Source organism: Nonomuraea sp. GTA35, assembly GCF_041950525.1.
Classification (GTDB): domain Bacteria; phylum Actinomycetota; class Actinomycetes; order Streptosporangiales; family Streptosporangiaceae; genus Nonomuraea.
This window is the reverse complement of the sequence record NZ_JBGNUV010000001.1, coordinates 126,080-140,253: the sequence shown is the minus strand read 5'-3', so window position 1 is coordinate 140,253 and position 14,174 is coordinate 126,080. Positions and strand designations below refer to the sequence as shown.

Annotated in this window: 13 protein-coding genes; 12 read left to right on the top strand and 1 reads right to left on the bottom strand. The window is 71.7% G+C overall.

Going from position 1 to position 14,174, the window contains the following annotated elements; translation table 11 throughout:
* The first annotated feature begins 154 nt into the window (after window positions 1–154).
* The 3 genes from ACBJ32_RS00630 (at window position 155) to ACBJ32_RS00620 (ending at window position 2,439) form a co-directional block, all read left to right on the top strand.
* Window positions 155–775, top strand: a complete 621-nt coding sequence (locus ACBJ32_RS00630; RefSeq protein ID WP_375124882.1) for a hypothetical protein — start codon at window positions 155–157, stop codon at window positions 773–775.
* Window positions 772–1,470, top strand: coding sequence for an HAD family hydrolase (locus ACBJ32_RS00625; protein ID WP_375124881.1), 699 nt, complete (start codon window positions 772–774; stop codon window positions 1,468–1,470). The genes ACBJ32_RS00630 and ACBJ32_RS00625 overlap by 4 nt, the downstream gene beginning before the upstream one ends.
* Before the next feature lie 228 nt (window positions 1,471–1,698).
* On the top strand, window positions 1,699–2,439 hold the full coding sequence (locus ACBJ32_RS00620) for a GntR family transcriptional regulator (RefSeq protein WP_357887921.1): 741 nt from the start codon (window positions 1,699–1,701) through the stop codon (window positions 2,437–2,439).
* A 186-nt stretch (window positions 2,440–2,625) separates the two neighbouring features.
* On the opposite strand, the gene ACBJ32_RS00615 is transcribed toward ACBJ32_RS00620, so the two are convergent.
* Window positions 2,626–3,177 carry a hypothetical protein gene (locus ACBJ32_RS00615; protein ID WP_375124880.1) on the bottom strand — a complete coding sequence of 184 codons (552 nt, stop codon included), beginning with the start codon at window positions 3,175–3,177 and terminating at the stop codon, window positions 2,626–2,628.
* A gap of 316 nt (window positions 3,178–3,493) precedes the next feature.
* Between ACBJ32_RS00615 and ACBJ32_RS00610 the strand changes: the two genes are divergently transcribed.
* From ACBJ32_RS00610 to ACBJ32_RS00570, 9 genes are read left to right on the top strand one after another with little or no spacing between them, the layout of a single operon-like run.
* Complete coding sequence (locus ACBJ32_RS00610; protein WP_375124879.1) at window positions 3,494–5,416, top strand: glycoside hydrolase family 127 protein; 1,923 nt, start codon at window positions 3,494–3,496, stop codon at window positions 5,414–5,416.
* Window positions 5,413–7,107: an ABC transporter substrate-binding protein gene (locus ACBJ32_RS00605; protein ID WP_375124878.1), complete on the top strand. Its 1,695-nt coding sequence runs from the start codon at window positions 5,413–5,415 to the stop codon at window positions 7,105–7,107. The genes ACBJ32_RS00610 and ACBJ32_RS00605 overlap by 4 nt, the downstream gene beginning before the upstream one ends.
* Window positions 7,108–8,043: an ABC transporter permease gene (locus ACBJ32_RS00600; protein ID WP_357887906.1), complete on the top strand. Its 936-nt coding sequence runs from the start codon at window positions 7,108–7,110 to the stop codon at window positions 8,041–8,043. It abuts the gene before it with no gap.
* Window positions 8,040–9,038: an ABC transporter permease gene (locus tag ACBJ32_RS00595; protein ID WP_357887903.1), complete on the top strand. Its 999-nt coding sequence runs from the start codon at window positions 8,040–8,042 to the stop codon at window positions 9,036–9,038. The genes ACBJ32_RS00600 and ACBJ32_RS00595 overlap by 4 nt, the downstream gene beginning before the upstream one ends.
* Window positions 9,035–9,835 carry an ABC transporter ATP-binding protein gene (locus ACBJ32_RS00590; RefSeq protein ID WP_357887900.1) on the top strand — a complete coding sequence of 267 codons (801 nt, stop codon included), beginning with the start codon at window positions 9,035–9,037 and terminating at the stop codon, window positions 9,833–9,835. Before ACBJ32_RS00595 ends, ACBJ32_RS00590 begins: the two co-directional genes overlap by 4 nt.
* The gene (locus ACBJ32_RS00585) at window positions 9,832–10,644 is read left to right on the top strand and encodes an ATP-binding cassette domain-containing protein (protein ID WP_375124877.1); all 813 of its coding nucleotides are present in this window, start codon (window positions 9,832–9,834) and stop codon (window positions 10,642–10,644) included. The genes ACBJ32_RS00590 and ACBJ32_RS00585 overlap by 4 nt, the downstream gene beginning before the upstream one ends.
* Window positions 10,641–11,915, top strand: a complete 1,275-nt coding sequence (locus ACBJ32_RS00580) for an alpha/beta fold hydrolase (protein ID WP_375124876.1) — start codon at window positions 10,641–10,643, stop codon at window positions 11,913–11,915. The genes ACBJ32_RS00585 and ACBJ32_RS00580 overlap by 4 nt, the downstream gene beginning before the upstream one ends.
* Window positions 11,908–13,251 carry an aminopeptidase P family protein gene (locus ACBJ32_RS00575; protein ID WP_375124875.1) on the top strand — a complete coding sequence of 448 codons (1,344 nt, stop codon included), beginning with the start codon at window positions 11,908–11,910 and terminating at the stop codon, window positions 13,249–13,251. The genes ACBJ32_RS00580 and ACBJ32_RS00575 overlap by 8 nt, the downstream gene beginning before the upstream one ends.
* A complete protein-coding gene (locus tag ACBJ32_RS00570; RefSeq protein ID WP_375124874.1) occupies window positions 13,248–14,138 on the top strand; it encodes a dihydrodipicolinate synthase family protein in 891 nt (296 codons plus the stop codon). Before ACBJ32_RS00575 ends, ACBJ32_RS00570 begins: the two co-directional genes overlap by 4 nt.
* Window positions 14,139–14,174: the final 36 nt, after the last annotated feature.

Sequence of the window (14,174 nt, the reverse complement as noted above, 5' to 3'; positions counted from 1 at the left end):
TAGTGGTCAGACACGTCGTGCATACGCCAATCCGAAAGGCAGAGAAACTGTGGCGGACGCGTGGATACTCCATCCCGACTACCGGACTCCTCCGGCCCCCACAGACCTCGGCCTCACCCCCGGACCGTGGCGGCACCCTGACGGGGGCCAGATCATGAACGGCACCTACGAGCGCCCCCTGCCCAGGCACCGGGTCGAGGTCGTGACCGTCTGGTACGGCTACGCGCTGAGCCACTGGCGCGGCCCGCGCATGCCGCGCTTCAGCAGCCCGATGGTGTCGGCCTGGAACCCGGTGCTGGCACAGGGCCTGTCCGTCGATCCACACGCCCCGGCGCCCTACCGCGACGAGCTGTGGTGCGACCGGTGGATAGCCGAGGCGTTGCTGTACGCGCGCAAGCCGTACGGGGCGTTCACGCTGCCCGCCGACGAGGCGATGCGCTGGTTCGCCAAGAGCGGCGGCACGAACCTCGTCTACCGCGCCCAGCTCGACGGCGACCTCGTGCGGGTGGTGGCGGGCACGTCGGAGCGGTACGGGCAGCTCTTCGACCTCGACGCGCTGATCGCCGACTACCGCGAGGCGCTGCCGGAGGAGCTGGCGGAGCTTGAGGCGCAGGCGCTGGACGCGCACCGGTCCTGCTCCCCCGCGCTGAACTACGTGCTCACCGAGAACGCCGAGGCGCTGTTCGCGCAGGCCGCCCTGTCGGTGCGCGGCCTCACGCTCGGCTACCCGCCGCGGGAGACGGCGGCCCGCATCATCGCGGAAGCCGCCCAGTGAGCGAGCCGGGGATCAAGGGCATCCTGTTCGACCTCGACGGCACCCTGTTCGACCATCGCGCCGCCGCCGACGCCGGCATCACGGCGTGGGTGGCGGGCCGCTTCCCCGGCCATCCTCGCCTGGATGAGGCGGCGGCGATCTGGGCGGCGCTGGAGGGCCCGTACCTGGCGATGTGGCAGGCGGGGCAGTGCTCGGTGCAGGAGCAGCGGCGGCTGCGCCTGGCCGCGCTGTGCGCGGAGCTGGCCGTGCCCGTGCCCGGCGACCTGGACGCCGCGTACGCGGGCTTCGCCGACCTGTACCGGCGGCACTGGGCGGCGTTCCCGGACGTGGCCGGGGCGCTGGCGGGGCTGGGCGGGTACGCGCTCGGGGTGCTGACCAACGGCACGCTGCCGATGCAGGAGGCCAAGGTCCGCACGATCGGGCTGGCGGGGCTGGTCGGGCCGGTGCTGACGGGCGAGGTCCTGGGCGGGCACTTCAAGCCCGCCCCCGCCTGCTACACCGGGGCCGCCGCGGCGCTGGGGCTGGCACCGCGGGAGGTGCTGCTGGTGGGCGATGACGTGGAGAACGACGTGACGGGCCCCGCGGTGACCGGGATGCGCTCGGTCTGGCTGGACCGCCTCGCGGCCGGGCCGCCACCGCCCGGCTTCCCCCGCATCACGTCGCTGACGGAGCTGCCGCAGCTCCTCGCGAGCTGATCGCCCCGATGCCGGAACCGCCGAGGGTCAGCGCGATGAGCGCGGCGGGCACCCGCCCGAGACCGTACCGGCGCCCGCTCCCGTGCGCGGCGGCGCGGACGACGACGGTGAGGGCTACGCGGGCGGGGGCGGTGGAGATGGCGGGTGCGGCTGCGGCGGCGGGGAGGAGCGAGACCCCGCCCATGCCTCGTTTGTCAGGACATTCTGACGTCGGTTAAGCTGATCAGCATGACCGCGAACCTGGCCATCGACCTGGACCGGTCCAGTCCCGTGCCGCTCTACTTCCAGGTGGCCGAGCAGATCGCGGAGGCGATCCGCCGCGGCGACCTGGCCCCCGGCTCGCGGCTGGACAACGAGATCCTGCTGGCCGACAAGCTCGGCCTGTCGCGGCCCACGATCCGGCAGGCGATCCAGTACCTGGTGGACAAGGGCCTGCTGGTGCGCAAGCGCGGTGTCGGCACCCAGGTGGTGCACGGCCAGGTCAAGCGCTCGGTCGAGCTGACGAGTCTCTACGACGACCTGCGCCGCTCGGGCCAGGAGCCGGCCACGCAGGTACTGGCCCTGGAGTCGCGCCCGGTCGACGAGGACATCGCGCCCATCCTGGGCGTGGAGCCGGGCACCCAGATCCTCTACCTGGAACGCCTCCGCTTCGCGGCCGGGGAGCCCCTCGCCGTCCTGCACAACTGGCTCCCCCAGGGCCTGGCCCCGCTCACGGCCGCCGACCTGGAGGGGCGCGGCCTGTACGAGCTGCTGCGCGGCGCGGGGGTCCGCATGCGCGTCGCCAACCAGCGCATCGGCGCCAGGGCCGCCACCCAGGCCGAGGCCCGGCTGCTGGAGGAACGCCGCGGCGCGCCGCTGCTGACGATGGTCCGCACCACGTACGACGACCAGGGGCGCGCCGTCGAGCACGGCTCCCACGTCTACCGCGCCTCCCACTACTCCCTGGAGGTCACGCTCATCGAGCGCTGATCTCCGCGCTCGCCGCCCGGCGAACTGCCCGGCGAACTGCCCGGCGAGCTGCCCGGCGAGTGTACGCGGCGGAGGCGGTCTCCCCACCTCGGCCACTGGTGACGGGCCACTTCGCGCCGGTGCGGCTGCTGCGAGGATCGAACGTGCGGGGCCTGAAGCTCCAGCCGACCGTCATGGGGCTCGCAGCTACAGGACCTTCCGGGAAGGGGCCATACCTTCAGCTCGAAGCAGCCGCCCTCGCTCCAGCCGATGCATGGCCACATCAGCGCGCGCCGCCTCGTAGAAGCGATCACGCGCCTCGGTCACCCCATCCACCAGGGACGACCAGTCGTCCCATCGATCCGGTCGTTCACTCACGTACGTTCGCAGGGCCACGATGGCGTCGCACCAGGCATCGGCGGCTTGAGCCGTAGCGGCGTCCCCGAAGAACAGCACCTTCTCCAGGGCCTGCCTTCGACGCATCTCAGCCTGGGCCATCAGAGCCTCTCCGGTCTCCCAGTCGATATGCGGGCTGGCCGAGTACGGCCGATGCATGGCCGTCGTGCAGCAGGCGAGCGTATACAGCTCCTTGTTCACGCTTGCGTACTCGACGTAAGCGTCGAGCCGGCGCTCGTCCCACCGGGTCGCACGCTCCCGTCTCCAGCGCCTCCGGTCGGCGGAGGCCGTGGTGGCCATGGTTGCCAGCGCCCCGACGATCACCCCGATCAACGGGAGGAGTTGCAGGAGAAATGCGTCCATGCCTGGAGGATGACAGGAGCACGCGGGACGACATAGCTACGTCCCCCTACCTCTGGGCGGCGCCAGGTCATGTCCGAACGGGGTGGGCGGCCCGGCAGCCGCGAGAGGCTTCGCCGGTGCTGTCACCTCACCGGCCGAGCGGCTAGGCGACGAGGGGTTGACGGCGTCGCGGTGGCGATCTTGCGTACGGCGGAGCAGCCGCCGTCCCAGATTCCGGACGGGTTACTTTCTCTTTTCGTCACCCCCGCAACCCTTGGCAACACACCTCCCGGACACCTATGGTTCAGTGCAATGCCACACATTACTGGGAAGGTTCATGACGTCTAAGCAGGTCAAGCCCCTGTCCGGCGCCGTACGCACGTCCGCCGGGGCCGTACGGCCGCTTCCGGGAGTGCGTATCACCGGTGGTCTGCTGCACCACTGGCAGCGCAGGAACGGCACGGCCACGATCCCGCACACCATCGAGCAGCTCCGCGCGGCGGGCAACGTCGCCAACCTGAGCCGCCTCCTGGAGCAGGACCCGGCGCCGTACCGCGGCCGCTACCCGTTCCTGGACACCGACCTGTACAAGACCCTGGAGGGGCTGGCCTACGAGCTGGGCGACGGCCGCGCGGGGGAGCCCGTACGGGAGTTCTTCGAGGAGGTCGTCGGCCTCCTGGAGCGGGTCCAGGCCGAGGACGGCTACCTCAACTCCTTCTTCCAGGACCCGGCCGCCACGAAGAAGCCGTGGGAGGACCTGGCCTGGGGGCACGAGCTGTACAACCTGGGTCACCTCATCCAGGCCGCCGTCGCCGCGGCGCGCCGGATGGGCGACCAGCGGCTGCTGCGGGTGGCGGAGCGGTTCGCGGACCTGGTGGTGGAGCGGTTCGCGCACGAGGGGGTGTGCGGCCATCCCGAGGTGGAGATGGCGCTGGTCGAGCTGTTCAGGGAGACGGGGCTGCGCGCCTACCTCGACCTGGCCGCCGCGTTCGTGGACCGGCGCGGCTCCGGGCAGCTCAAGCACAGCATCTTCGCCGGCGACTACTTCCAGGACCACCTGCCCTTCCGTGAGCTGCCGTCGGTGACCGGGCACGCGGTGCGGATGGCGTACCTGGCGGCCGGCGCGGCCGACGTCCACCTGGAGACCGGCGACCGGTCGCTGTTCGAGGCGCTGGAGCGGCTCTGGGACGACATGGTGGCGACCAAGCTGTACGTCACCGGCGGGCTCGGCAGCCGCCACTCCGACGAGGCGATCGGCGACCGGTACGAGCTGCCGTCCGAGCGCGCCTACAGCGAGACCTGCGCGGCCATCGCCGTCATGCAGTGGGCCTGGCGGATGTTCCTGGCCACGGGCGGCGCCAAGTACCTCGACGTGTTCGAGCGCGTGCTCTACAACGCCTACGCCGTGGGCCTGTCGGCGGACGGCAAGGCGTTCTTCTACGACAACCCGCTGCAGCGCCGCCCCGACCACGAGCAGCGCAGCGGCGCGGAGGCCGGCGGCGAGCCGCTGCGCCGCGCCTGGTTCACCTGCCCGTGCTGCCCGCCGAACATCGTGCGCTGGATGGCCCAGCTCGCCGACTACGTGGCGGCCGAGCGGGACGGCGCGCTGCTGATCGCCTCCTACGCCGAGGGCCGGATCGAGGGCGCGGAGCTGGACCTCGCGGTCGAGACCGCCTACCCGTGGGACGGCGACGTGCGGCTCACGGTCGAGCGGGCGCCGGACGGGCCGTACGGGCTGGTCCTGCGCATCCCGGGCTGGGCCCGCGGCGCGACGGTCACGGTCGGCGGCCGGCCCTGGGACGCGGAGCCGGACGGCGGCTGGCTGAGCGTCGAACGCCGGTGGAAGGCCGGCGACGAGGTACGGCTCACGCTGCCGATGCCAGTCAGGGCGCACGGCTCGCACCCCCACCTCGACGCCACCAGGGGTACGGTCAGCCTGGCCCGCGGCCCGCTGGTCTACTGCGTGGAGCAGCAGGACAGCCCGGACGCCGCCGTGGACGACCTGGTGATCGGCGTACCCGACATTGTTAACGCGAACATCGAGCGGCGGGACGGCGCAGTGGTGCTGACCCTCACCGCCGCCGCCGCTCCCCCGCCCTCCACCGAGCTCTACCCGGAGCTCCCGCTGGAGCAGGCGCTCCCGGGGACGCCGGTCACCGCGACCTTCGTCCCCTACTTCCTCTGGGGCAACCGCGACCCCGAAGCCATGCGGGTCTGGGTCAGGACCCCCGACGCAACCAACGGAAAGAAGGCGAAATGAGGAGATCGGCGGCGCTCACGAGCGTCACGATGACCGCCGTGCTGGCGCTCTCGGCGTGCGGCGGTGGCGGCGGGGCAGCCCAAGGCCCGGGCGCCGGCACCGGCGCGACCGGCTCCGCGGCGACCCCGGCAACGGGCGGCACGGTGCACGTCCTGGCCAACGCGGATTTCTCCCACCTGGACCCGGTGCGCGGCTTCGACGGCGGCGTGAACAACTTCTACCGGCTCATCTACCGGGGGCTGACGACGTTCGGCGCCGGTCCGGGCGCCGAGGGCACGAAGATCGTGCCCGACCTCGCGACCGACACGGGCACGCCGTCCAACGGCGCCAAGACGTGGACGTTCACGCTCAAGGACAACATCTTCTTCGAGGACGGCACGCCGATCACCAGCGAAGCGGTCAAGTTCGGCTTCTCGCGGGCCTTCGACCCGGAGGCGGGCATCGGCTCGCCGTACGGCAAGCTGCTGCTCGACGCGCCCAAGGACTACAAGGGCCCGTACCTGTCGGGCGACCTGGACACGATCGAGACGCCGGACGCCAAGACGGTCGTCATCCATCTCAAGAAGCCGTTCGCCGACTTCCCGAGCGCGCTGGCGCTGGCGAACTTCACCCCGTTCCCCAAGGGCACCGGGGCGGGGGCGGCGTTCGACAGCAAGCCGATCGCGAGCGGGCCGTACAAGGTGGCCTCCTACCAGCGCAACGTGTCGCTGAAGCTGGAGCGCAACCCGCAGTGGAAGCAGGAGACCGACCAGGTGCGGACGGCCAAGCCGGACGCGTTCGAGTGGACGTTCGGCCTGGACCCCGCCACGATCGACGAGCGCATGCTGGCCGGGCAGGGCACCGACGCCGACGCGCTCGGCCAGAGCATCCAGGCGGCGACCGTGGCCCGGGTGCAGACGCCGCAGATCAAGGCGCGCACGCTGTCCGGGCTCAACGGCTGCACGACCTACATGGGCCTGAACACCACCAAGAAGCACCTGAGCGACGTGCGCGTGCGCCAGGCGATCAACTACGCGATCGACAAGGACACCATCGTGGCGGCGATGGGCGGGTCGCTGCTGGCGCAGAAGGGCACCTCGATCCAGCCGCCCACGGTCGCCGGCCGGGTGGACTACGACCCGTACCCGCACAACGTCGAGCAGGCCAAGAAGCTGCTGGCCGAGGCGGGCCTGTCGGGCGGGTTCTCGCTGACCCTGGACACCAGGGCGCAGCCGAAGATGGCGGCGGTCTCGGTCGCCGTCCAGGAGGCGCTCAAGCAGGTGGGCATCGACGTCAAGATCAACAACATCGACGCCTCGACGTACTACGAGGTCATCGGCACCCCGGCCAAGCAGAACGACATGGCCGTGACCGGCTGGTGCCCCGACTGGGCCTCCGGCGCGACGTTCCTGCCGCCGCTGTTCGACGGCCGCAACATCACCGCCAAGGGCAACTCCAACCTCGCCCAGATCAACGACAAGGAGATCAACGCCAAGATCGACGAGATCGCCGCGATGACCGACGTCGAGCAGGCCAACGCGGCCTACGGCGAGCTGGACAAGCAGATCATGGAGCTGGCGCCGGTCGTGCCGCTGGCCTACGAGAAGCTGATCCTGGTCAACGGCGCCAACATCGCGGGCGCCTACCAGTCCAACTCCTACTCCGGCGGTGTCGACCTGGTCTCCGTCGGGCTGGCGAAGCCGACGAAGTAGATGACGGTCGCAGCGCATCCAGAGCAGGTGGCGGGCGGCGCGCCCGCCACCTCGGGCCGGCGCGTCATCCGCGTGCTGCTGCGTGATCGGGGCGCCGTGATCAGCGGCGCCTACCTCGCGCTGATCGTGCTGATGGCGATCGGCGCGCCGCTGATCAGCGCGATCACCGGGCACGGCCCCAACGACTTCGACACGGCCGCGGTCAACACCGATCTGGGCGGGGTGCCCTACGGTCCACTCGGCGGGATCAGCGCCGAGCACCTGCTGGGCGTCGAGCCGCAGAACGGCCGCGACATCCTGGCCCGCATCGCGTACGGCGCCCGGGTCTCCCTGATCATCGCGCTCTCCGCCACGGCGCTCACCACGCTGCTCGGCGTGGTGCTGGGCATGCTGGCCGGGTTCTACCAGGGCTGGGTGGACCAGGTGATCTGCCGGGTCATGGACTTCCTGATGGCCTTCCCCGCGCTCATCTTCATGATCGCCATCCTGTCCGCGCTGCCGCAGGGCAACCGGCCGGTGCTCCTGGTCGTGGTGATCAGCGTGTTCGGCTGGCCGTACCTGGCCCGGGTGGTGCGCGGGCAGACGCTCACGCTGGTGAGCCGGGAGTTCGTGGAGGCCGCGCGGGCCTCGGGCGCCTCGACGGGCCAGCTCGTGTTCAAGGAGATCCTGCCGAACCTGCGCAGCTCCCTGATCGTGATGATCACCCTGGCCGTGCCCGGCTACGTCGGGACCGAGGCGGGGCTGTCGTTCCTGGGCGTCGGCGTCACGCCGCCCACCCCGTCGTGGGGCCAGATGATCTCCAGTTCGGTCGGCTGGTACGCCGTCGACCCGATGTACTTCGTGATCCCCGGCGCGTTCCTGTTCCTCACGGTGCTGTCGCTGACCGTGCTGGGCGACAGGATCCGGGCCGCCTTCGACGCGGGGGATGCCTCATGATGGCGCGCTACGTGATCGGACGCCTGGCCGGCGTCGTGGTGATCCTGTTCCTGGTGTGCCTGTTCACGTTCGTCCTGTTCTTCACCCTGCAGCCGGACCCGGCGGTGATGATCTGCGGGAAGACGTGCACGCCGGAGCGCATCGACCAGATCCGCGACGTGCTGGGGCTCAACCAGCCGTTCCTGACGCAGTTCTTCGGCTTCCTCGGCGGCATCTTCGCCGGGCGCGACTACGGCCAGGGCGCCAACCTCGTGCACTGCGCGGCGCCGTGCCTGGGCTACAGCTTCCAGACCAACCAGTCCGTGATGGACATGGTGGTGGAGCGGCTGCCGGTCAGCGCGACAGTCGCGATCGGCGCGGCCGTGCTGTGGCTGCTCTTCGGGATCGCCGCGGGGCTGCTCAGCGCGGTCAAGGAGGGCACCTGGTGGGACCGCACCGCGATGGGGCTGGCGCTCGGCGGCTCCAGCATCCCCAACTACGTGCTGGCGCTGGCCCTGCAGTACGTGCTCGTCGTGCAGCTCCAGGTGCTGCCGTTCCCGCAGGCCGTGGCGTTCTCCGACGACCCGGTGGTGTGGTTCCAGTCGTACCTGATGCCGTGGATCGTGCTGGCCACCGGCTACGCCTGCCTGTACGCCCGGCTCACCCGCGCCAACGTGATCGACACCCTGGCGGAGAACTTCATGCGCACGGCCAGGTCGAAGGGCCTCAGCCCGGCGCTGACCATGCGCAGGCACGCGCTGCGGCCGGCCCTGACGCCGATCGCGACGATCTTCGGCATGGACTTCGCCGCGCTGCTCGGCGGCGCCCTGATCACCGAGACCGTGTTCGGGCTGAACGGCATCGGCAAGATGGCCGCCGACTCGATCGCCAAGAACGACCAGCCGGTCATCATGGCGGTCACGCTGCTGGCGGCGTTCTTCGTGGTGATCGGCAACGTGGTGGTGGACCTCGTCTACACGAGGCTGGACCCGAGAGTGAGGATCACGTCGCCATGAGCGAGTTGCTTGTCGTGGAGGACCTCACCGTCACCTTCCCGACCACGCGCGGACCGGTGGACGTGGTCAAGGGCGTGTCGTTCACGGTCAGCAGGGACGAGACGGTCGGCATCGTCGGCGAGTCGGGCTCCGGCAAGTCGATGACCAGCCTGGCGATCATGGGCCTGCTGCCCAAGGGCGCGCGGACCAGCGGCAGCATCCGGCTGGACGGCGCCGAACTGCTCGGCCGCTCCGACCGGGAGCTGCGCAGGCTGCGCGGCGACCGGATGTCGATGATCTTCCAGGACCCGCTGTCGTCGCTGAACCCGTACTACACCGTGGGCCTGCAGATCGAGGAGATGTACCGGGCGCACCGCGGCGGCTCCAGGAAGGCCGCGCGCCAGGTCGCCGTCGAGGCGCTCGGGCACGTCGGCCTGCCCGAGCCGGAGCGCCGCGTGAACTACTACCCGCACCAGTTCTCCGGCGGGCAGCGGCAGCGCGTCATGATCGCGATGGCGCTGGTGTGCGAGCCGGCGCTGCTGATCGCCGACGAGCCGACCACCGCGCTGGACGTGACCGTGCAGGCGCAGATCCTGCGCCTGCTGGCCTCCCTGCAGCGCGAGAGCGGCACCGGGATGGTGTTCATCACCCACGACCTGGCCGTGATCAGCTCGATCGCGACCCGCGTGCTGGTGATGCGGCGCGGCGAGCAGGTCGAGTACGGCACCGCCGAGCAGGTCTTCGCCGAGCCGGAGCACGACTACACCCGCATGTTGCTGGAGAGCATCCCGCGCATCGACGATGAGGTGGTCCTGTGACGTTGTTGCGCGCCGAGGGCCTGACCAAGCGGTTCGTCTCGCGCGGCCCGCTGGGCGCCAGGGCCGAGTTCACCGCGGTGGACCAGGTCAGCTTCGAGGTACCGCTGGGCGAGACGCTGGCCGTCGTCGGCGAGTCCGGCAGCGGCAAGTCCACCACCGCCCGTATGATCGCCAAGCTGATGGACCCGAGCGGGGGCACCCTGGAGTTCGAGGGCGAGGACGTCACGCACGCCAGGGGCGCGGCGCTGGCCCGCTTCCGCGCGAACGTGCAGGTCGTCTTCCAGGACCCGTTCTCCTCGCTCAACCCGCGCCACACGGTGGAGCGCATCCTCATGGCGCCGCTGGTCTACCAGGGCATCGCGCCCAGGGGCAGCCGCCGCGAGCACGCCAAGGAGCTGATGGAGCGGGTCGGGCTCAACCCCGACCACTCGCTGCGCTACCCCGCGCAGTTCTCCGGCGGGCAGGCGCAGCGCATCGGCATCGCCCGCGCGCTGGCCGTCAACCCCAAGCTGGTGATCTGCGACGAGGCCGTGTCGGCGCTGGACGTGTCGGTGCAGGCGCAGGTGATCGAGCTGCTGCGGCGGCTGCAGCGCGAGAGCGGCTTCAGCTACGTGTTCATCGCCCACGACCTGGCCGTGGTACGGCAGATCGCGCATCGGGTGGCGGTCATGAGCAAGGGACGGATCGTCGAGCTCGGGGCCGCCGAGCAGGTGTTCGGCGATCCGCAGGACGAGTACACGCGCACGCTGCTGGCGGCCATCCCCCGGATCGACCCGGAGTGGGACCGCCGCAGGAGGGAGAGGTCTTGATCACCGCGACGTACACGATCCCCGGGATGCGGGTGCGCGACCACGTCGAGCGGGTGCCCCTCGACTGGTCCGACCCGGAGGCGACCATCACGGTGTTCGCCCGCGAGGTGGTGGACCCGGCCCGCGACGGCGAGGACCTGCCGTGCCTGCTCTACCTGCAGGGCGGGCCCGGCGGCAAGGGGCCCCGGCCTGTCGGCACGGCGGGCTGGCTGGGGCGGGCGCTGGAGACGTACCGGGTGATCCTGCTCGACCAGCGGGGCACGGGCCGCAGCTCGCGCATCGACGGCCGGGTGATGAGCGCGCTCGGCGCGCGGGAGGGCGCCGACTACCTGGCGCGGTTCCGCGCCGACTCGATCGTGGCCGACGCCGAGCACCTGCGCACGACGGTCTTCGGTGGCCGGCGCTGGTCGACGCTGGGGCAGAGCTACGGGGGTTTCCTGACGCTCACGTACCTGTCGAACGCGCCCGAGGGGCTCAGCGCCTGCTACGTCGCGGGCGGCCTGCCGTCGCTCGACCCGGACGCCGCCGAGGTCTACCGGCGCACGTACCCGCGGGTGGCGGCCAAGAACGCCGAGTTCTACCGCCGCTACCCGCACCACGCCGGCACGACGGCGCGGCTGGCCGACCGGCTGGCCGAGGGCGACGTGCTGCTGCCCGACGGCGACACGCTGACCGTTCGCCGGCTGCAGTCGCTGGGCATCGACTTCGGCATGAAGCCCGGCTACGAGCGCATGCACTGGCTGCTGGACGAATCGGACGGGCTGCCGGAGACGTTCCTGCACCAGGTGCTGGCCCGCTCCTCCTACGCCGACAACCCGCTGTTCGCCGCGCTGCAGGAGAGCATCTACGGCTCCGGGGCGGGCGCGACCGCGTGGGCGGCGCAGCGCGAGCGCGCGAGCCACCCCGCCTTCGCCGAGGACGCCAGGCCGCTGCTTTTCACCGGGGAGATGATCTATCCCTGGATGTTCCAGGAGATCCGCGCGCTGCGCCCCTTCCGCGGCGCCGTCGAGCTGCTCGCCGAGCGGGACGACTGGCCGCCGCTGTACGACCTGGACCGGCTGGCCGCCAACGACGTGCCGGTGGCCGCCGCCGTCTACTTCGACGACATGTACGTCGACTCGGGCCTGCAACTGGACACCGCCTCCCGGGTGGGCAACACGCAGGCCTGGGTCACCAACGAGTACGAGCACGACGGCATCGGCGAGGAACGGGTCTTCGCCCGCCTGACGCAGCTCGTCCGCGACCTTGGAGGAGGACTCACCGATGGGTGACGGCAAGCAGCCCAGGCAGCCCAAGCTGCCCAGGCTGATCGACATCCCCGCGTTCACCCAGTACATCGCCCAGGGGTGGGACTCCCCGGCCCGCACCCCGGACCTGGTCCCGGGCGCGGCCGAGGCCGCCGCCGCCCACCGGGCCAGGCTCGCCGAGGCGCTGCCCGGCCGGACCGTCGTGGTGCGGGCCGGCCACGCGCCGACCCGCAGCAACGACACCGCCTACGACTTCCGCGTGGACAGCGACTTCTACTGGCTGACCGGCTGCGCGGTGGAGCACGCGGTGGCCGTCGTCCGTGACGGCGCGGCCACCGTGTACCTGCCGCCGCCGGCCCGTCCCGGCGAGACCGGCTTCTTCGCCGACGCCGCCTACGGAGAGCTGTGGGTCGGCCCGTCGCCGTCGCCGGCCGAGTGGTCGGCCGCGCTGGGCGTCGAGGTCCTGCCGCTGGCGGACTTCACCGATCCGCAGGCGCCCGCCGACGACGTCGGCCGGGTGCTCGCCGAGCTGCGCATGATCAAGGACGAGTGGGAGGTCGGGCAGCTCCGCGAGGCCGTGGACCGCACGGTCGAGGGCTTCGCCGCCGTGCTCGCCGAGGTGCCCGCCGCCGTGGCGGGCGGGGGCGAGCGGTGGCTGCAGGGCACGTTCGACCGGTACGCCAGGACGTACGGCAACGGCCCCGGCTACGCCTCCATCGTGGGCAGCGGCCCGCACGCCCCCACCCTGCACTGGGTGCGCTGCGACGGCCCCGTCCGCGAGGGCGAGGCGCTGCTGCTCGACATGGGCGTGGAGACGCGCTCCCACTACACCGCCGACGTCACCCGCACCTTCCCCGTCTCCGGCGCGTTCAGCCCGGCGCAGCGGCAGGTGCACGACCTGGTGGAGCGGGCGCACCGGGCCGGGCTCGCGCAGGTGGCGCCGGGCCGCCCGTTCACCGCCTTCCACCACGCGGCCATGGAGGTCATCGCGCGCGGCCTGCACGACTGGGGGCTGCTGCCGGTGTCGGTGGACGAGGCCCTGTCGGACGCCGGCCAGCACCACCGCCGCTACCTGATCTGCGGCATCGGCCACCATCTGGGCCTGGACGTGCACGACTGCGCGCGCTCGCGCCCGGAGGCGTACCACGGGGCGGAGATGACGCCCGGCATGGTGCTGACCGTCGAGCCCGGGCTGTACTTCCACGCCCACGACCGCACGGTGCCGCCGGAGCTGCGCGGCATCGGCGTACGCATCGAGGACGACCTGCTGGTGACGGCGGACGGCGCGGAGAACCTGTCCGCCGCGCTGCCCATCGACGCGAGCGGGCTGGAGAACTGGACCAAGGAGAAGAACGTATGACCGCCCCTGTGTGGCACGGCGTGCACGTCGCGACCGCCCTCCCCTTCGACGACGACCTGTCCGTCGACTACGACGCCTACGCCGAGCACGTGCGCTTCCTGGCCGAGGGCGGCTGCCACGGCGTGTGCCCCAACGGCTCGCTCGGCGAGTACCAGACGCTCACCGACGAGGAGCGCGCCCGCGTGGTGCGCACCGCCGTCGAGGCCGCGCCCGACGGCTTCCACGTCATGCCGGGCGTGGCCGCGTACGGGTCCGCCGAGTCGCGGCGCTGGGCCGAGCAGGCGGCCGAGGCGGGCGCGTCGTCGGTGCTGCTGCTGCCGCCGAACGCCTACCGCGCCGACCGCCGGACCGTCGTCGCCCACTACCGCGAGGTGGCCAAGGCGGGGCTGCCGGTGGTGGCCTACAACAACCCGATCGACACCAAGGTGGACCTGACCCCGTCGCTGCTGGCCGAGCTGCACCAGGAAGGGCTGATCGTGGGGGTGAAGGAGTTCACCGGGGACGTGCGCAGGGCGTACGAGATCGCCGAGCTCGCCCCCGGGCTGGACGTGCTGGTGGGGTCGGACGACGTGCTGCTGGAGCTGGGCATCGCCGGCGCGGTCGGCTGGATCGCCGGGTACCCGAACATGATCCCCCGGGCCACCGTGGAGCTCTACCACCTGGCCGTGGCGGGCGACGTGGCCAAGGCCCTGCCCATCTACCGGGACCTGCACCCGCTGCTGCGGTGGGACTCCAAGACCGAGTTCGTGCAGTCGATCAAGCTGTCGATGGACCTGGCCGGGCGCAAGGGCGGCGCCTGCCGGCCGCCGCGCCTCGCTCTCGCGCCCGAGATCGCGGCCCGGATCACCCGTGACACGGAGGCGGTCCTGGCCAAGGGCTACCGCTGACCCTGCCCCCCGGCCGGGGTGCGGAGGGGCAGGGGC